This window comes from Pedococcus sp. P2_D9 (assembly GCF_056404275.1).
Genome location: NZ_JBFUEI010000005.1, coordinates 57,444 through 75,208, shown reverse-complemented (window position 1 = coordinate 75,208; position 17,765 = coordinate 57,444). Strand labels below are relative to the sequence as shown.

Genomic DNA, 17,765 nt, shown 5'->3' with positions numbered 1-17,765 from the left:
GATCTCGGGTCCCGGCAGTGGCAGCAACGGCGCCGTCGGCGGCCGGCTCGACGGCCTGACGAGTGCCTCGGCCGACTGGGGCGGGTTGTCCGTGCTCGTCGCCGGTCTCGGTGTCAGCGGCTTCGCCGCTGCCGACGCGCTGCACGAGCGCGGCGCGCGGGTGGTGGCCGTGGACGGTGGCGACCCCGCCGCCACCACGGCGTTGGGTGAGCGCGCGCGCATCCTCGACATCCTCGGGGTGGACGTGCGCCTCGGTCCGGACCACGTCGCGGACCTGCCGGACGGCCCGCTTCCCGACCTCGTCGTCACCTCACCAGGGTGGCGCCCGGACCAGCCGCTGCTCCTGGCAGCTGCGCAGGCCGGCATACCTGTCTGGGGCGAGGTGGAGCTCGCCTGGCGGATGCGTGCGGAGGTCGGCCCGGCACCCTGGCTGACCATCACCGGCACCAACGGCAAGACGACCACGGTCACCATGCTCGCGTCGATGCTCAGGGCGGCCGGGCTCCGCGCCACGGCTGCCGGCAACGTCGGCACGCCGATCCTCGAGGCGGTGCTGCACCCCGAGCCCTACGACGTGATCGCGGTGGAGCTTTCCAGCTTCCAGCTGCACTGGTCGGACTCGATCGCCCCCTACGCCTCGGTGTGCCTCAACGTCGCCCCGGACCACGTCGACTGGCACGGATCGATGGAGGAGTACCAGCGCGCCAAGGGCAAGGTCTACGCGCGGACCAAGGTCGCCTGCGTCTACAACGTGCAGGACCCCGTCACCGAGCGGCTCGTCGAGGACGCCGAGGTGCAGGAGGGCTGTCGCGCGATCGGCTTCACCCTCGGCACGCCGGGGCTGTCGATGGTCGGCGTCGTCGACGACATCCTCGCCGACCGGGCCTTCGTCGAGCAGCGCAAGACCTCGGCCGCAGAGCTGGCCACCCTCGACGACGTCCGCGGCAGCGCGGCGACCCTGGCCCCGCACAACCTGGCCAACGCCCTGGCGGCGGCGGCCCTGGCCCGGGCCTACGGCGTGGCCCCGCTGGCCGTCCGCGACGGGCTGAGGGCCTTCACCCCCGACCCGCACCGCATCGCCGACTGCGGCGAGGTCGACGGGGTCCGTTACGTCGACGACTCCAAGGCGACGAACCCCCACGCGGCGTCTGCGTCGTTGCACGCCTTCGAGCACGTCGTCTGGATCGCCGGCGGCCTGCTCAAGGGCGCCGACGTCGACGACCTCGTCCGCGAGGCGGCCGAGCGGCTGCGCGGCGTCGTCCTCATCGGCGCGGACCGCGCCCGGCTGGCCGAGGCGTTGGCCCGACACGCGCCGGATGTCCCCGTCGTCGAGGTGTCGAGCACGGACACTGGAGTCATGGAGACCGTCGTCGCGCGCGCGGCCGAGCTCGCCCAGCCCGGCGACGTCGTGCTGCTCGCCCCGGCAGCGGCCTCGATGGACATGTTCCCCAACTACGGTGCCCGAGGCGATGCCTTCGCTGCGGCGGTCGCACGCCACGCCGGGTCCGCAGGAGACTAGTCGTGAGCAGTGCCACGACCTCGCCCCCCGGGGCGCGGACCGCGTCGCACGCCTCCTCGAACCGCGCGTCCTCGACCCAGGGGGAGCCGGGCCGGGTCGGAGGCTGGCTGCAGCGACTCGACTCGCCGGTCACGAGCTACTACGTCCTGCTCAGCGTGACCGTGGTGCTGGTGGTCATCGGCCTCATCATGGTCCTGTCCGCCTCCTCGGTGAAGTCGCTGGTCCAGACCGACAACGCCACCCCCTACGTCTTCTTCCGCAAACAGCTGCAGTTCGCGGCCATGGGGGCGATCGCCATGATCGTCGCCGTGCGGATCCCACCACGGGCGTGGAAGGCGTTGGCGGTGCCGATCCTGGTCGGCTCGCTGCTGCTCCAGCTCCTCGTCTTCACGCCGCTGGGGGTTTCCGTCAACGGCAACCGCAACTGGCTGGCCCTGGGTCCGGTCACCCTGCAGCCGTCGGAGTTCGCCAAGATCGGGCTGATCCTCGTGGGGGCCACCGTCCTCACCGCCAAGCGCAGGCTGCTCGGCCAGATGCGGCACGTCCTCATCCCGTTCCTCGTCCCGGTCGCGGCGGGGACGATCGGCCTGGTCCTGCTCGGTCACGACCTCGGTACGGTCATGGTGATGGGCGGCATCGTCGCGGGACTGTTGTTCGCCGCGGGGGTGCCGCGCCGGATGTTCGTCTACGGCTGCTCCCTCTTCGCGGCCCTCGCCGTGACGATGGTCGTCACAAGCCCGAACCGGTTGGCCCGGTTCGACGTCTGGCTCGGCAAGGACACCAACGAGTACGGTGCCTACCGCCAGCCACTGCACGGCCGCTACGCCCTCGCCGACGGTGGCTGGTGGGGGGTCGGCCTCGGCGCCAGTCGCGAGAAGTGGCAGTGGCTGCCCGAGGCCCACAACGACTTCATCTTCGCCATCCTCGGTGAGGAGCTCGGGCTGCCGGGCACCCTGGTGCTGCTCGGGCTGTTCTGCGCCCTGGCGCTGGTCTGCTACCGGATCGTCCTGCGCACCGACGACACCTTCGTGCGCGTCGCGACCGCTGGCGTGATGGCATGGATCGTGGTCCAGGCCATCATCAACATCGGTGCAGTGATCGGGCTGCTCCCGGTGATCGGGGTGCCGCTCCCGCTCGTCTCCTACGGCGGGTCGTCACTGATGACCACCATGTTCGCCCTCGGGATGCTGCTGTCCTTTGCCCGCAAGGAACCGGGCTGTTCCGAGGCACTGTCGGCCAAACCGTCCGTGGTCCGCCGCTCGCTCGCGGTCCTGCCCGGGCGTCGGGGTCGGCGCTGATGTCCCCTGAGTCCACCCCCAGGTCGGTCCTGCTGGCCGGTGGCGGGACGGCTGGTCACGTCTCGCCCCTCCTGGCCCTCGCCGACTGCCTGCGCCGACGTGACCCCGAGGTCGTCATCACCGCTCTGGGCACGGAGACGGGCCTCGAGGCGCGGCTGGTACCCGACCGCGGGTACCCGTTGATGACCGTCCCCAAGGTGCCGCTGCCCCGCAGGCCTTCCGCTGACCTGCTCCGCCTCCCCGGCAACCTGCGCGCGGCGGTCGCGGCCGCCGAACGGGCCATCGAGCAGTCCGGTGCCCAGGTGGTCGTCGGCTTCGGTGGCTACGTCTCGACCCCCGCCTACCTCGCAGCCCGTCGCCGACACGTCCCGATCGTCGTGCACGAGCAGAACGCCCGCGCCGGTCTGGCCAACCGCGTCGGCGCCCGGATGACCCCTTTCGTGGCCACGACCTTCGCGAGCACGAAGCTCGCCCACGCGACCGCGATCGGCATGCCCCTGCGTCGCGAGATCGCCCAGCTCGACCGCGCCGCGGTGCGCCCGGAGGCTCTGGCCCACTTCGGGTTGGAACCACACTGGCCGACGGTGCTCGTCACCGGTGGCTCGCTCGGGGCGCAGCGGCTGAACACGACGTTCGAGGCGCGGTCGGCGACCCTGCGGGCGGCGGGCGTGCAGGTGCTGCACCTCACCGGTGCCGGCAAGGAGTTCGTCGCCGACAACAGCGGAACGGGCGCGCCCTACGTCGTCGCCCCCTATGCCGACCGGATGGACCTCGCCTATGCAGCGGCCGACCTGGTGGTCGCCCGCGCGGGCGCCAACACCGTCTGTGAGCTGACCGCCGTGGGGCTGCCGGCCGTCTACGTCCCGCTGCCCATCGGCAACGGCGAACAGCGGTTCAACGCCGCCGACGTGGTCGCCGCCGGTGGTGGCCTACTGGTCGAGGACGCTGCCTTCACACCCGCCTGGGTCGACAGCACCCTGGTGCCCCTGGTGTCGGACCGCGACCGGATCGACGCCATGGCCGCTGCCTCGGCAGCAACGGGGGAGCGCGGCGCCGACGAGCTCCTGGCTGACCTTGTGGTTGCTGCCTTCACGGATTCCCTTGCGCGGCAACGATGAACGGCTCCAACGAACGCTTCGACTTCACTGAGCCCGTGCCTCCTCTGGGCGACCTCGGCTCGATCCACTTCATCGCCATCGGTGGCGCTGGCATGTCCGGCGTGGCACGCGTGATGCTGGCCCGGGGGTGCGCGGTCAGCGGCTCCGACGCCAAGCAGTCCCCGGTGCTCGCCGCCCTCGCCGCGGAAGGCGCCGAGGTGCACGTCGGCCACGACGCGGCATACGTCGAGGGCAAGGACACCGTGGTCATCTCCTCGGCGATCCGCGAGTCCAACATCGAGCTGGCGGCCGCCCGCGCGGCGGGCCTGCGCGTGCTGCACCGCTCACAGGCCCTCGCGAGCACCATGGCCGACTCGCGGCGCGTGGCCGTCGCGGGGGCCAACGGCAAGACCACGACGACCTCGATGCTGACGGTCGCGCTCCAGCACTGTGGCGTCGACCCGTCCTTCGCGGCCGGCGGTGAGCTCGCCAAGCACGGCACCAACGCGCACTGGGGCACCGGCGAGGTGTTCGTCGCGGAGGCCGACGAGAGCGACGGTTCGTTCCTCGTCTATCGACCCGAGGTGGCGGTCGTCACCAACGTGCAGCCGGACCACCTCGACTTCTACGGAACCTTCGAGCGCGTGCAGGAGGCCTACACCGCGTTCGCGGCGTCGATCCTCGAGGGTGGACTGCTCGTCGCCTGCCAGGACGACCAGGGGTCCCGCGAGCTGGCGCTGGCAGCGCGAGCGGCAGGCAGGCGGGTGCTCACCTACGGATGGTCGAGCGAGGCCGACGTCGTCCTGCGCGACGAGGTGTTCCGCGGGCTGATGGGTCGGGTCACCGTCACCGGACCCGACGGCGTCGCGCGGAACCTGCGGATCAACATCCCCGGTCGCCACAACCTGCTCAACGCCGCTGCCGCCTACACCGTGGCCGTCGACGGCCTCGGCCAGGACCCCACCCGCGTGCTGGACGGGCTGTTCGGCTTCACCGGCACCCGGCGCCGGTTCGAGCCCAAGGGCTCGGCGGCCGGTGTCTCGGTGGTGGACGACTACGCCCACAACCCCGGCAAGGTCGCGGCCGTCGTGGGGACGGGCGCGGACCTGGCCGGCGAGGGGCGGCTCGTCGTCGTCTTCCAGCCCCACCTCTACTCGCGTACGCGTGACTTCGCCCGCGAGTTCGCGGCGGCGCTGCTGCCCGCTGACGTGGTCGTCCTCATGGAGATCTATGCCGCGCGGGAGGACCCCATGCCGGGCGTCTCGTCCCAGCTCGTCGCCGACGCGTTGCGTGAGCTGCGTCCGGACGCGGACGTCATCGTCATCCCGTCCTGGTCGGCCGTGGCCGAGCACGTGGCCGGTCTGGCCCGCCAGGGGGACCTCGTCATCACGGTGGGTGCCGGGGACGTGACGATGATCGGGCCCGAGATCCTGCGCGCCCTCGGCCAGGCATGAGCCGCCATCCCGGGTCCAGCGGTCGCGTGGGTCGCACGGGCCTCGCGTCGTCCCGTGCGCGGTTCCAGCGCCGGGCCCACGAGGTGCGCCAGCGCCCCCTCCGGCTGCTCGGGTATGCCGCCGCCGGCCTCGCGGTCGTGGTGCTCCTCGGGTGGGTGGTCGGGTTCAGCCCGGTCCTCGCCGTCCGCACCGTCGAGGTGGTCGGGGTCCCCGACGCGGAGGTCGCAGCCATCAGGGCCATGGCCAGGGTGCCGCTGGGGGAGCCCTTGGCGCGGGTCGACAGTGCCGCCGTGGCCGCCCGGGTGGCCGAGCGGGCCACCGTGGCGGACGTCTCGATCGAGCGGTCCTGGCCCAGCACGCTGGTCATCCACGCGAGCCCGCGGCAACCGTTCCTCGTCGTCAAGAACCCTCAAGGTCAACTACAGGTTGTAGATGAGACAGGGATGGCCTATGCCCAGGTCAGCACCCCTCCGCGGGGCGTCCCGACCGTCAACGCCGCGACGACAGCCGCCCTGTCCCGGGATGCCCTCGCCGCTGCGGTCAGCGTCCTGAAGGCCCTCCCCGCGGCGACGCAGAAGCGGGTCACCAACATCACCGTCAGCAGCGCGAACCTCGTCACGCTGAGGATCGGCCGGACCTCCGTGGTCTGGGGCGGAGTCGACGAGCCGGAGCGCAAGGTGGCGATCATGACCGCGCTGCTCAGGTCGCGGCCGGCCCTGATCGATGTCAGCGCTCCCAGCACGCCTGTCACCCGCTGAGGGGACACCCGCAGCTCGTGACAGACTGTGGCCTGTGGGGCTGAAGTGACGGGTGTGACAGACCGTCCGACGACCCTGCGGAAATCTGCTGAATCGGGTGAATCTGTGCTGCGACACGCGGTCGATCAGGTTGCCTGCGACCCATGTGACGCATAGCGTCGGCGACACCGAAACGTAGGCATCTGGACGCGGATGAGGGTAACCCTCAACTTGACGTCGAGGGACAGGCGATCGGTCGACGGGCACCACCACGGACTCGTCTGCACCCAGCGACGACCATCACCAAGCACCGCATTCAGGAAGGCCCACCGCCGTGGCAGCACCACAGAACTACCTGGCCGTCATCAAGGTCGTCGGCATCGGCGGAGGTGGCGTCAACGCCATCAACCGCATGATCGAGGTCGGCCTCAAGGGCGTCGAATTCATCGCCATCAACACTGATGCGCAGGCGCTGCTGATGAGCGACGCGGACGTCAAGCTCGATGTCGGTCGTGAGCTCACCCGCGGCCTCGGTGCCGGCGCGGACCCCGAGGTCGGCAAGAAGGCCGCCGAGGACCACGCCGAGGAGATCGAGGAGGTGCTCAAGGGCGCCGACATGGTCTTCGTCACGGCAGGTGAGGGTGGTGGCACCGGCACCGGTGGTGCACCGGTGGTCGCCAAGATCGCCAGGGGGCTCGGCGCCCTGACGATCGGTGTGGTGACGCGTCCGTTCACCTTCGAGGGACGTCGTCGCGCCAACCAGGCGGAGACCGGCATCGCCAACCTGCGCGAAGAGGTCGACACCCTCATCGTCATCCCCAACGACCGGCTGCTGTCGATCAGCGACCGCACGGTCAGCATGCTCGACGCGTTCCGCTCGGCCGACCAGGTGCTGCTGTCCGGCGTCCAGGGCATCACCGACCTCATCACGACACCCGGACTGATCAACCTCGACTTCGCCGACGTCAAGTCCGTCATGCAGGGTGCCGGTTCGGCCCTCATGGGCATCGGCTCCTCGCGCGGCGACGACCGGGCCGTCCAGGCCGCTGAGCTCGCCATCTCCAGCCCGCTGCTCGAGGCCAGCATCGACGGCGCCCACGGTGTGCTCCTGTCCATCCAGGGTGGCAGCGACCTCGGTCTCTTCGAGATCAACGAGGCAGCGCGACTGGTGCAGGAAGCGGCCCACCCCGAGGCCAACATCATCTTCGGCGCGGTCATCGACGACGCCCTCGGCGACGAGGTGCGGGTCACCGTGATCGCCGCAGGCTTTGACGGCGGCGCCCCCCTCAAGCGCGAGAACGACCGCGCGATCGGACAGATCCAGGGTTCGTCGCGCCCGGCCCAGCAGCCGGCGACCCCTGCGCCCGTCCCGCAGGCCGCTGCCCCGGTCGCCGAGACGCCCAGGTTCGAGCCCGTCGCAGCCCCCGTGTCGCGCGACGCCCCCGTGCAGACGTCGCAGGCAACGCCGGTCGAGCCCGCGGCGCAGCGCGAGCCCGCTGGCCGCCCGCCGCGGACCGTCACCTTCGACGAGGGCGACGACCTGGACGTGCCCGACTTCCTGAAGTGACGACACGCTGAGACCACGCCGACAGGGGCGCCGGACGACTCCGGCGCCTCTGTCGTAGGTTGGGGCGGTGTTCTACTGGCGCGCGCACTCCGGTCCCGTGCAATGGGCCTTCACCGACCGCGAGGGTGGCGTCAGCGGCGGCGACTTCGACTCGCTCAATCTGGGCGGCCACGTTGGGGACGAGGTCGAGGCTGTCGAGGAGAACCGTGCTCGGGTCGCGAAATCCTTTGGGGTGCAACGTGATCGCCTGTTGTTCATGCAACAGTGCCACGGGAACGACGTCATCGTCGTCGACCGGGAGTGGGGCTCGGAGGGACCGCCTCCGGCGGACGGTGTCGTCACCGCCACCCCGGGGTTGGCCATCGCGGTGCTCGTGGCCGACTGCACCCCGGTGCTGCTGGCCGACCCGGTCGCCGGCGTCGTGGGCGCCGTGCATGCCGGTCGGCCGGGGATGATGTCCCGCATCGTCGAGTCCGCGGTGCGGCAGATGCGCGACCTCGGTGCCCGTGACATCAGCGCCGTGGTCGGGCCGTCGGTCTGCGGCCGGTGTTACGAGGTCCCCGCGGGGATGCGCGCCGCGGCCGCGGAGGTCGCACCCGAGTCGTCCGCACGGTCGTGGTCAGGCACGCCCGCCATCGATGTCGCCGCAGGGGTGGTCGCCCAGCTGGTGGCCAATGACGTCGGGGTGCAGTGGGTCCCGGGGTGTGCCCGTGAGGACGCACGGCTGTTCTCCTACCGCCGCGACGGGCGCACCGGTCGCTTCGCGGGGGTCGTCGTGGCCGGGGTGCCGTGAGCAGCGGCGAGGCGCGTCGCGCCGAGCTCGCCGACAACCTCGCCCGGGTACGCGAGCGCATCGATGCGGCGTGCGCCCGGACCGGACGGGACCCGTCGGACGTCGCGCTGGTCGCCGTGACCAAGTTCTTCCCCGCCAGCGACATCGAGCTCCTCGTGGAGCTGGGCGTCACGGCGATCGGGGAGAACCGCGACCAGGAGGCCTCGGCCAAGGTGTCCCAGCTGGCCCGGCGGCACGACGTGGAGGTCCACTTCATCGGTCAGCTGCAGACCAACAAGGCAGCGTCGGTCGTGTCCTATGCCGACGTGGTGCAGTCGGTCGACCGCCCCAAGCTCGTCGCCGCCCTCGATCGCGCGGCAGCCGCCCGTGGTGTCCGTCCCGCCGTCCTGGTCCAGGTCTCCCTCGACGACCCACCCGACAGGGGAGGGGTCGAGCCGCAGGCTGCCGAGGCGCTGGCCGACCAGGTGGCCGGCTGCGACCACCTCGACCTGCGTGGCGTGATGGCGGTCGCGCCGCTCGGGGCCGACCCCGCGCACGCGTTCGCCCGCCTGCGCGCGGTGGCACACGGCATACAACAGGCGCATCCGCAGGCGACCTGGATCTCCGCGGGGATGAGTGGAGACCTCGAGGCTGCGGTGGCGCACGGAGCGACACACCTGCGTGTCGGGAGCGCAATCCTCGGTTCTCGGCAGTCACACCGGTAACTTCTGTTGCGAAGACGGCGATGACGCGGGCAAGGCGTGGTCGTGAACGGACAGTAGGCACTGAACCCAAAGGGAGCTCGCACATGGCTGGGGCGCTGCGCAAGACGATGGTGTACCTCGGGCTCGCCGAGGATGACGAGCGCTACGACGGTTACGACGAGTACGACTACGACGAGCCCGGCCACCAGGAGGCCCCGGCGGAGCGTTCGGCCGCCGTCACCCCGCTGCCGCAGCGCACCCCCGTCGCCCGGGTCGTCCGCGACGTCGAGGTGGGTGCGCTGAACCGCATCACCACGATCCACCCGCGCACCTACAACGAGGCCAAGAACATCGGCGAGAGCTTCCGCGACGGCACGCCGGTCATCATGAACCTGTCCGACATGGACGACTCCGACGCCAAGCGCCTGGTCGACTTCGCGGCCGGACTGGTCTTCGGACTCCACGGGCAGATCGAGCGGGTCACCTCCAAGGTGTTCCTGCTGTCGCCGTCACACGTCGAGGTCTCGGCGGAGGAGGGCCCCGCGGCCCCCACGGCGGCCCGCGGCCTGTTCAACCAGAGCTGACCCACACAGCCAACACCAAACCTCCCATGGCAGGGTGAGCCCATGCTGCTGGGTCAGAACATCGTCGCGAGCACCCTTCGCTTCGTCGTCTTCCTCTTCTTCATCATCCTGCTGGGACGGCTGGTCCTGGACTGGGTGCAGGCCTTCGCACGCGACTGGCGTCCCCGCGGCGCGATCCTCGTCGTGGCGGAGCTCGTGTACACGATCACCGACCCGCCCCTGAAGGCGCTGCGCAAGATCATCCCCCCGCTGACGCTGGGCACCCTGCGCCTCGACCTGGCGTTCCTGGTCCTGATGCTGCTGACCAGCCTGGCGTTGAGCCTGTTGTAGTCGCCCACTTTCCGACGAGCCACATCCTGGTCCGCGCCGCATCCTCTAGGCTGGCGCGTGACCCATTCTCTGGGATGCTTTACCTGCACTGCTCATGCCAGCCAACCGAGGTGACTACATGACGCTCACGCCTGAGGACGTCCTCAACAAGAACTTCACGCCGACGCAGTTTCGGCGTGGCTACGACGAACGCGAGGTGGACGACTTCCTCGACGAGGTGGTCGCCGAGATGCGTCGCATCGTCAAGGAGGGGGATGACCTCCGTGACCAGCTGAACGAGTGCCGGCAGACCAAGGGTATGCCGGTCGTCGCCAAGGCCGACCCCAACGCCGCCGCTGCCAAGGCAGCGGATGCCAAGGCCGCCCAGGAGGCGGAGGCGAAGGCCACCCGCGAGGCCGAGGAGCGCCTGGCGGCCATCACGGCCAAGGCCGACGAGGCAGAGAAGGCAGCCCAGGAGCGGGTGGCTGCAGCCATGGCCCGCGCCGAGGAGGCCGAGAAGACGGCGCAGGCCCGCGCCGAGGAGGCCGAGCAGGCCGCCCAGGGTCGCATCTCGGACACCGAGAAGGGTGCCCAGGAGCGCGCGCAGGCCGTCGAGGCCCGCGCCAAGGAAGCGGAGCAGCGGGCCGCCGAGGCTGAGCAGCGGGCTGCCGAGGCCCAGCAGCAGGTCGAGGAGGCCCAGCGCCAGGCCGAGGAGGCCCAGCGCCAGGCCGAGGAGCTCCAGCGCGCCAACGACGAGCAGACCAAGGCCCTCGAGGCCGCCCGGGTCGAGGCGGCGCAGGCGACGCAGGCAGCCCAGGCGGCGCCCATCGTTGCTGCGGAACAGGGCCACGCCGCGGCCGTGGGTGCCGGGGTCGGTGGTGGCGCCAGCGCTGCCGCCCTGCTCGAGATGGCTCAGCGACTGCACGACGAGCACGTCGGCCAGGGCGAGTCCACCAGGGACCGCTTGATCTCGGAGGCACAGGCACGGCACGACGAGCTCATCGGCGACGGCCAGAGCAAGCACGACGAGCTGATCACGGTCGGCCAGAACAAGCACGACGAGCTGCTGTCCGTGGGTCAGTCCCGCCACGACGAGCTCCTGGCCACGGCGCAGTCCCGGCACGACGAGCTCGTCGGCGAGGCGACGACCAAGCACGAGCAGTTGATCACGGAGGCCCGTGAGCGCTCGACCGGCATGGTCCACGAGGCGCAGCAGAAGAAGGCGCAGATCCTCGAGGAGCTCGGTCGCGAGCGCAGCATGCTCGAGAAGAAGATCGACGAGCTGCGGACCTTCGAGCGCGACTACCGCGCACGGCTCAAGAACTACATCGAGGAGCAGCTCGCCGACCTCGAGCAGATCGGTGTGGAGCCTGCCGAGGCCGGCGACGACGAGGGCCAGACGCAGGACGAGGACGGCTCCGACAACCGGTAGGAGGCCTACCTCCGGCTACAGGCAGCAGTGCACGACAAGAGCGCCCACCGCATCGCGGTGGGCGCTCTCTCGCGTTCTGGGAGCCCCGCGGTCCAACGGTTTTGGCTCCGACCGCGTTTTGCCGTTGAGTACGCAGCGCCAAGCGCTTATCCTCACCGCACCTGTGCGCGCTCGACTGGGAGCGCCATGCGACCGAGGGGCCTGGCACACCATGGTTCAAAAGGCGAGAGCTGCAACGAAGTCCGCATCAGCGAGCAAGGCTTCCAGCGCGACCAAGACCGCCCCCGCGAAGAAGGCCGCGCCGGCCAAGAAGGCCGCGCCCGCCAAGAAGGCCGCGCCCGCGAAGAAGGCCGCGCCGGCCAAGAAGGCCGCGCCCGCGAAGAAGGCCGCGCCCGCGAAGAAGGCCGCGCCCGCGAAGAAGGCCGCGCCCGCGAAGAAGGCCGCGCCCGCGAAGAAGGCCGCGCCCGCGAAGAAGGCCGCGCCCGCGAAGAAGGCCGCGCCCGCCAAGAAGGCCGCACCCGCCAAGAAGACGAGCGCGGCACCTGTCAAGAAGGCCGCACCCGCAAAGAAGGCCGCACCCGCCAAGAAGACGAGCGCGGCACCGGTCAAGAAGACCAGCGCCGCCACCAGGACCGCCCCCCGGTCCCTGCGGGTCCGTGACGACGAGTCTCCGTGGACGGCGAAGGAGCTGCGCGAGATCCGCACCGCGATCGAGGCCGACGTCGCGCACCTGCGCCAGGAGATCACCGTCGCCGAGGCCGATCTGGTCGGGCTGATGCGGGACGCCGGCGACGGCGCCGGGGACGACCAGGCTGATGCAGGAGCCAAGACCTTCGAGCGCGAGCAGGAGATCTCGCTGGCCAACAACGCCCGCGAGATGCTCGACCAGAACCTCCACGCCATCGAGCGGCTCGACAACGGCAGCTACGGAATCTGCGAGTCCTGCGGCAACCCGATCGGCAAACTTCGCCTTCAGGCCGCTCCTCGTGCGACCCTATGCGTGACATGCAAGACGAAGCAGGAGCGCCGCTGATCGCGGCCGACGAGTCCCCCTCCACCACCAGACCCGCACCAGAGCGCCGACGCCTCTTCGGCCTGATGGCCGCAGCGGCCCTCACGGCCTACCTCGCCGACCAGGCGACGAAGGCGTGGGCCCTGGACCACCTCGACCCGGGCGCACCCGTCAACGTCGTCGGGGAGTTCATCCGGCTCAACCTGATCCGCAACGCCGGCGCCGCGTTCTCCATCGGGAACGGCGCCACCTGGGTGCTCACCCTGATCGCGTTCGCCGTGCTGGTCGTCATCATCCGCACGGCCCGCCGGATCGGGAGCCGCGGCTGGGCCTGGGCGCTGGGGCTGCTGCTGGGCGGGTCCCTCGGCAACCTCACCGACCGGATGGTTCGCGAGCCCGGTCCCGGACGCGGACACGTCGTGGACTTCATCGACTACTTCGGCCTGTTCATCGGCAACATCGCCGACATCGCCATCGTCGGCGCCGCCGCAGCCATCGGGCTGCTGGCCCTGCGCGGTATCGGTGTCGACGGCAAACGCCCCCACCACGGACGACATGAGGCCGCAGATGACTGACGCCAGAACCCTTTTCGTCCCGGACGGGCTCGAGGGGGAGCGTGTCGACGCTGCCCTGGCCCGGCTGTTCGGGGTCTCGCGCACCAAGGCCGCCGACCTCGCCTCCGCGGGTGACGTCCAGGTCAACCACAAGCAGGCCGGGAAGTCCGACCGCGTCAGCGCGGGCGACCTGCTCGAGGTGACCCTGCCGGCCAGCGAGCAGAGCCCGACGCTCAAGGTGATCGCCGAGCCGGTACCCGGGATGAGCATCATCCACGATGACGACGACCTGGTCGTGGTCGACAAGCCCGTGGGGGTGGCGGCCCACCCGAGCGTGGGCTGGACCGGCCCGACGGTCGTCGGCGGCCTGGCGGCGGCCGGCTACCGCATCGCCACCAGCGGGGCGAGCGAGCGGCAGGGGATCGTCTCGCGCCTCGATGTCGGCACGAGCGGGCTGATGGTGGTGGCCAAGTCCGAGTACGCCTACAGCGTCCTCAAGCAGGCCTTCCGCAGCCGCAGCGTCGACAAGAAGTACCACGCCCTCGTCCAGGGCCTGCCCGACCCGGTCGTCGGCACGATCGACGCACCGATCGGCCGACACCCGAACCACGACTACAAGTTCGCGGTGATGGAGAAGGGCAAGCCCAGCGTCACCCACWACGAGGTGATCGAGGCATTCCGGGCCGCCTCGCTCCTCGACATCCACCTCGAGACCGGCCGCACCCACCAGATCAGGGTGCATTTCTCCGCGCTGCACCACCCCTGCGCGGGCGACCTCACCTACGGCGCCGATCCCACCCTGGCGTCCCGCCTCGGTCTCGAGCGGCAGTGGCTGCACGCCGTGGGGCTCGGCTTCGACCACCCCGGAACCGGCAAGTACGTCACCTACGAGAGCCCCTACCCGCCTGACCTGGCCCAGGCGCTCGAGCGTCTCTGAGCCGCCCCTGCGGGCGCTGACGTATGCCGCGGGGCCGGCTCGGCGGCATACCTGAGCGTGGTGGGGGAGGCGTCGGGAACCCGCCGCGACACGGGGTCCCGACACGCCGAGGGGCAGTCGGTGGGGAGGCTTAGGATCGTCTCGATGTCCTCCCAGCCCGGCTCCCGCGCCTCTTCCACCACCTCGAGCGGCAACGACTCGTTCGTCCACCTCCACGTGCACACCGAGTACTCCATGCTCGATGGCGCGGCGCGGATCGGTGACCTGTTCACCAAGGCCGCGGAGATGGGGATGCCGGCCCTGGCCACGACGGACCACGGGTACGTCTTCGGGGCCTACGAGTTCTGGAAGAAGGCCCAGGGAACGGGCGTCAAGCCGATCATCGGGGTGGAGGCCTACGTCACGCCGGGCACCCACCGCACCGACAAGACGAGGGTCAAGTGGGGCGAGGACCACCAGGGCGGCGACGACGTCTCCGGGTCGGGTGCCTACACCCACATGACGCTGCTGGCCCGCAACAACAACGGCCTGCACAACCTCTTCCGGCTCGACTCCCAGGCCAGCCTCGACCAGGTCTACGCCAAGTGGCCGCGCATCGACCGCGAGCTGCTGGGCCAGTACGGCCAGGGGCTCATCGCGACGACCGGGTGTCCGTCGGGCGAGGTGCAGACCCGCCTTCGCCTCGGCCAGTACCGCGAGGCGCTGCAGGCGGCGTCTGACTTCCGCGACATCTTCGGCAAGGACTACTACTTCGCCGAGCTGATGGACCACGGCCTCGACATCGAGCGGCGGGTGCAGAAGGACCTGTTGCGCCTGGCCCGCGAGCTCGGTCTGCCCCTGGTCGCGACCAACGACCTGCACTACACGACGCGCGAGGACGCCAAGGCGCACTCCGCCCTGCTCTGCGTCCAGTCCGGCTCGACCCTGATGGACCCCAACCGGTTCAAGTTCGACGCCGACGACTTCTACCTCAAGAGCCCGGCCGAGATGCGCCACACCTGGCGCGAGCTGCCCGAGGCGTGCGACAACACCCTGCTCATCGCAGAGATGTGCGACATCTCGTTCACCGAGGACGAGGGCCGCTACATGCCCCGTTTCCCTTGCCCCCCAGGGGAGAACGAGGAGTCGTGGTTCATCAAGGAGGTCCAGCGAGGGCTGGTCGAGCGGTTCCCGGGCGGGGTCCCCGACTACGCCACCAAGCAGGCCGCTTTCGAGACCGACGTCATCGTCTCCAAGGGCTATGCCGGCTACTTCCTCGTCGTCGCCGACTTCATCAACTGGGCCAAGGAGAACGGCATCCGGGTCGGTCCCGGTCGTGGCTCGGGTGCGGGGTCGATGTGCGCGTACGCCATGAAGATCACCGACCTCGACCCGATCCCGCACGGCCTGATCTTCGAGCGGTTCCTCAACCCCGAGCGACCCTCGCTGCCTGACTTCGACGTCGACTTCGACGAGCGCCGACGCGGTGAGGTCATCAAGTACGTGACGGACAAGTACGGCGCCGACCGCGTCGCCCAGATCGTCACCTACGGCACCATCAAGGCCAAGCAGGCCGTCAAGGACGCCGCCCGGGTGATGGGCCACCCGTTCGTCGTGGGGGAGCAGCTCACCAAGGCGATGCCGCCCGACGTCATGGGCAAGGGCGTGCCACTGGCCGAGATCTACAACAAGGAGCACAAGCGCTACAACGAGGGCGGCGACTTCCGCACGCTCGTCGAGACCGAGCCGCACTTCAAGGAGATCGTCGACACCGCGCTCGGCCTTGAGGGGCTCAAGCGGCAGTGGGGGGTGCACGCCGCCGGCGTGATCATGTCGAGCGAGCCGCTCATCGACGTCATCCCGATCATGCGGCGGCTGCAAGACGGCCAGGTCATCACCCAGTTCGACTACCCGAGCTGTGAGGCGCTCGGGCTGGTCAAGATGGACTTCCTCGGCCTGCGCAACCTCACCATCCTCGACGACGCCATCGACAACGTGGTGGCCAACCGTGGCGAGGAGATCGACCTCGACGCGCTGTCCAAGGACATGACCGACAAGGCCACGTTCGACCTGCTGGCGCGCGGCGACACCCTCGGGGTCTTCCAGCTCGACGGCGGCGGCATGCGCACGCTGCTCAAGCTGATGCAGCCAGACAACTTCGAGGACATCTCCGCGGCCCTCGCGCTCTACCGACCCGGTCCGATGGGGGTCAACGCCCACACCAACTTCGCCCTGCGCAAGAACGGCAAGCAGGAGCTGACGCCGCTCGACCCCCAGCTGGCGGGCAAGCTCCAGCAGGAGATGGTCGACGCCCTCCTCCCGATCCTCGGCACCACCTACGGCCTGGTGATCTACCAGGAGCAGGTCATGGAGATCGCCCAGAAGCTGGCCGGCTACACCCTCGGCAACGCCGACCTGCTGCGTCGCGCGATGGGCAAGAAGAAGAAGGAAGTCCTCGACGCGGAGTACGTCCCGTTCTCCCAGGGCATGAAGGCCAAGGGGTTCAACGAGGCCTCGATCGCGGCACTGTGGGGCGTCCTCGTGCCGTTCTCGGACTACGCGTTCAACAAGGCGCACACCGCCGCCTACGGCCTGGTGTCCTACTGGACCGGGTACCTCAAGGCCAACTACCCGGCCGAGTACATGGCTGCCCTGCTGACCAGCGTGGGCGACGACAAGGACAAGTCCGCCCTTTACCTCGGTGAGTGCCGCCGGATGGGCATCAAGGTGCTGCCCCCGGACGTCAACGACTCGGTGGCTCGCTTTGCCGCGGTCGGCACCGACATCCGCTTCGGCATGCAGGCGATCCGCAACGTCGGCCACAACGTCGTCGAGGCGATCGTGGCCGCGCGCGAGGAGAAGGGCGCCTTCACCTCGTTCAAGGACTTCCTGTCCAAGTGCCCGGCCGTGGTCTGCAACAAGCGCACCATCGAGTCGCTGATCAAGGCCGGCGCCTTCGACGGGCTGCAGGAGTCACGCCAAGGGCTCTACCGCGTGCACGAGGACTTCGTGGACAACTTCGTCGACATCAAGCGCCAGGAGGCGATCGGCCAGGACTCGCTGTTCGGGTCCTTCGGCGACGATGCAGCAGGGGAGTCCGTCGACTTCTCCGTGCTACCCACCATTCCCAGCGTCGAGTGGGACAAGAAGACCCTCCTGCAGTTCGAGCGCGAGATGCTGGGTCTCTACGTGTCCGACCACCCGCTGTTCGGCATCGAGCACGTGCTCAGCTCCCATGCCGACACCTCCATCGCGAGCCTGATGGGGGAGGACGGCAAGCCCGAGGGAGCCAACGTCACGATCGCCGGGCTGATCACCGGCCTGCAGGTCAAGCGCACCAAGAAGGGCGACCTCTGGGCGATCGTCACGGTCGAGGACCTCGAGGGCGCGATCGAGTGCCTCTTCTTCCCGAGCGCCTACCTCACGGTCCAGCATGCGCTCACCCACGACGCCGTCGTCGTCGTCAAGGGCCGGGTGAACCGGCGCGACGACACCCCGACCATCTTCGCGTCCGACCTGACGCTGCCCGACATCTCAGAGGGGCCGCGGGGCCCAGTCGTGGTCACCATCGACACCAACCGGGCGACCCAGACCAAGGTCGAGGAGCTGAAGTCGGTGCTGTCGTCGCACCCCGGCTCCACCGAGGTCCACGTCCGACTGAGCCAACCCGGTCGCTCGGTCCTGATGAAGCTCGAGGACTCCTACCGGGTCAACGCCACGGAGGCGCTCTTCGGCGACCTCAAGGTGATCCTCGGCCCGCGCTGCCTGGCCGGCTGAGGCCACCACGTAGGGTGCGAGCGTGACCACGCC

15 protein-coding genes are annotated in these 17,765 nt (G+C 70.1%); all 15 read left to right on the top strand.

Annotated features, from left to right (window positions below; genetic code table 11):
* The first annotated feature begins 1 nt into the window (after position 1).
* The 15 genes from murD (at position 2) to dnaE (ending at position 17,732) form a co-directional block, all read left to right on the top strand.
* On the top strand, positions 2–1,519 hold the full coding sequence (gene murD / locus AC1DXJ_RS10485; protein ID WP_477613438.1) for a UDP-N-acetylmuramoyl-L-alanine--D-glutamate ligase: 1,518 nt from the start codon (positions 2–4) through the stop codon (positions 1,517–1,519).
* Between the two features lie 2 nt (positions 1,520–1,521).
* A complete protein-coding gene (gene ftsW / locus AC1DXJ_RS10480; RefSeq protein WP_477613310.1) occupies positions 1,522–2,817 on the top strand; it encodes a putative lipid II flippase FtsW in 1,296 nt (431 codons plus the stop codon).
* Positions 2,817–3,935 (top strand): undecaprenyldiphospho-muramoylpentapeptide beta-N-acetylglucosaminyltransferase, encoded by a 1,119-nt coding sequence (gene murG / locus AC1DXJ_RS10475; RefSeq protein ID WP_477613309.1) that lies wholly within the window; start codon positions 2,817–2,819, stop codon positions 3,933–3,935. The genes ftsW and murG overlap by 1 nt, the downstream gene beginning before the upstream one ends.
* The gene (gene murC / locus AC1DXJ_RS10470; protein ID WP_477636912.1) at positions 3,932–5,368 is read left to right on the top strand and encodes a UDP-N-acetylmuramate--L-alanine ligase; all 1,437 of its coding nucleotides are present in this window, start codon (positions 3,932–3,934) and stop codon (positions 5,366–5,368) included. Before murG ends, murC begins: the two co-directional genes overlap by 4 nt.
* On the top strand, positions 5,365–6,126 hold the full coding sequence (locus AC1DXJ_RS10465; RefSeq protein ID WP_477613307.1) for an FtsQ-type POTRA domain-containing protein: 762 nt from the start codon (positions 5,365–5,367) through the stop codon (positions 6,124–6,126). Before murC ends, AC1DXJ_RS10465 begins: the two co-directional genes overlap by 4 nt.
* A gap of 313 nt (positions 6,127–6,439) precedes the next feature.
* Complete coding sequence (gene ftsZ, locus AC1DXJ_RS10460) at positions 6,440–7,672, top strand: cell division protein FtsZ (RefSeq protein ID WP_477613306.1); 1,233 nt, start codon at positions 6,440–6,442, stop codon at positions 7,670–7,672.
* Between the two features lie 67 nt (positions 7,673–7,739).
* Positions 7,740–8,465, top strand: coding sequence for a peptidoglycan editing factor PgeF (gene pgeF, locus AC1DXJ_RS10455; protein ID WP_477613305.1), 726 nt, complete (start codon positions 7,740–7,742; stop codon positions 8,463–8,465).
* On the top strand, positions 8,462–9,169 hold the full coding sequence (locus AC1DXJ_RS10450; RefSeq protein WP_477613304.1) for a YggS family pyridoxal phosphate-dependent enzyme: 708 nt from the start codon (positions 8,462–8,464) through the stop codon (positions 9,167–9,169). The genes pgeF and AC1DXJ_RS10450 overlap by 4 nt, the downstream gene beginning before the upstream one ends.
* Positions 9,170–9,252: 83 nt before the next feature.
* Positions 9,253–9,732, top strand: a complete 480-nt coding sequence (locus tag AC1DXJ_RS10445) for a cell division protein SepF (RefSeq protein ID WP_477613303.1) — start codon at positions 9,253–9,255, stop codon at positions 9,730–9,732.
* A 42-nt stretch (positions 9,733–9,774) separates the two neighbouring features.
* Complete coding sequence (locus tag AC1DXJ_RS10440; RefSeq protein ID WP_477613302.1) at positions 9,775–10,062, top strand: YggT family protein; 288 nt, start codon at positions 9,775–9,777, stop codon at positions 10,060–10,062.
* A 118-nt stretch (positions 10,063–10,180) separates the two neighbouring features.
* On the top strand, positions 10,181–11,473 hold the full coding sequence (locus AC1DXJ_RS10435; RefSeq protein WP_477613301.1) for a DivIVA domain-containing protein: 1,293 nt from the start codon (positions 10,181–10,183) through the stop codon (positions 11,471–11,473).
* A gap of 211 nt (positions 11,474–11,684) precedes the next feature.
* Entirely contained in the window at positions 11,685–12,506 is an 822-nt protein-coding gene (locus tag AC1DXJ_RS10430; RefSeq protein WP_477636911.1) for a TraR/DksA family transcriptional regulator, read from the top strand.
* Complete coding sequence (gene lspA, locus AC1DXJ_RS10425; protein WP_477613299.1) at positions 12,479–13,060, top strand: signal peptidase II; 582 nt, start codon at positions 12,479–12,481, stop codon at positions 13,058–13,060. Before AC1DXJ_RS10430 ends, lspA begins: the two co-directional genes overlap by 28 nt.
* Positions 13,053–13,976, top strand: coding sequence for an RluA family pseudouridine synthase (locus AC1DXJ_RS10420; RefSeq protein WP_477636910.1), 924 nt, complete (start codon positions 13,053–13,055; stop codon positions 13,974–13,976). Before lspA ends, AC1DXJ_RS10420 begins: the two co-directional genes overlap by 8 nt.
* 144 nt (positions 13,977–14,120) lie before the next feature.
* Positions 14,121–17,732, top strand: coding sequence for a DNA polymerase III subunit alpha (gene dnaE, locus AC1DXJ_RS10415; RefSeq protein WP_477633359.1), 3,612 nt, complete (start codon positions 14,121–14,123; stop codon positions 17,730–17,732).
* Positions 17,733–17,765: the final 33 nt, after the last annotated feature.

Bases quoted from the DNA above. Each gene is read 5' to 3' on its own strand.
- murG (WP_477613309.1), top strand. From the start codon at position 2,817: ATGTCCCCTGAGTCCACCCCCAGGTCGGTCCTGCTGGCCGGTGGCGGG.
- murC (WP_477636912.1), top strand. From the start codon at position 3,932: ATGAACGGCTCCAACGAACGCTTCGACTTCACTGAGCCCGTGCCTCCT.
- AC1DXJ_RS10465 (WP_477613307.1), top strand. From the start codon at position 5,365: ATGAGCCGCCATCCCGGGTCCAGCGGTCGCGTGGGTCGCACGGGCCTC.
- AC1DXJ_RS10445 (WP_477613303.1), top strand. From the start codon at position 9,253: ATGGCTGGGGCGCTGCGCAAGACGATGGTGTACCTCGGGCTCGCCGAG.
- AC1DXJ_RS10440 (WP_477613302.1), top strand. From the start codon at position 9,775: ATGCTGCTGGGTCAGAACATCGTCGCGAGCACCCTTCGCTTCGTCGTC.
- AC1DXJ_RS10435 (WP_477613301.1), top strand. From the start codon at position 10,181: ATGACGCTCACGCCTGAGGACGTCCTCAACAAGAACTTCACGCCGACG.
- AC1DXJ_RS10430 (WP_477636911.1), top strand. From the start codon at position 11,685: ATGGTTCAAAAGGCGAGAGCTGCAACGAAGTCCGCATCAGCGAGCAAG.
- lspA (WP_477613299.1), top strand. From the start codon at position 12,479: ATGCAAGACGAAGCAGGAGCGCCGCTGATCGCGGCCGACGAGTCCCCC.
- dnaE (WP_477633359.1), top strand. From the start codon at position 14,121: ATGTCCTCCCAGCCCGGCTCCCGCGCCTCTTCCACCACCTCGAGCGGC.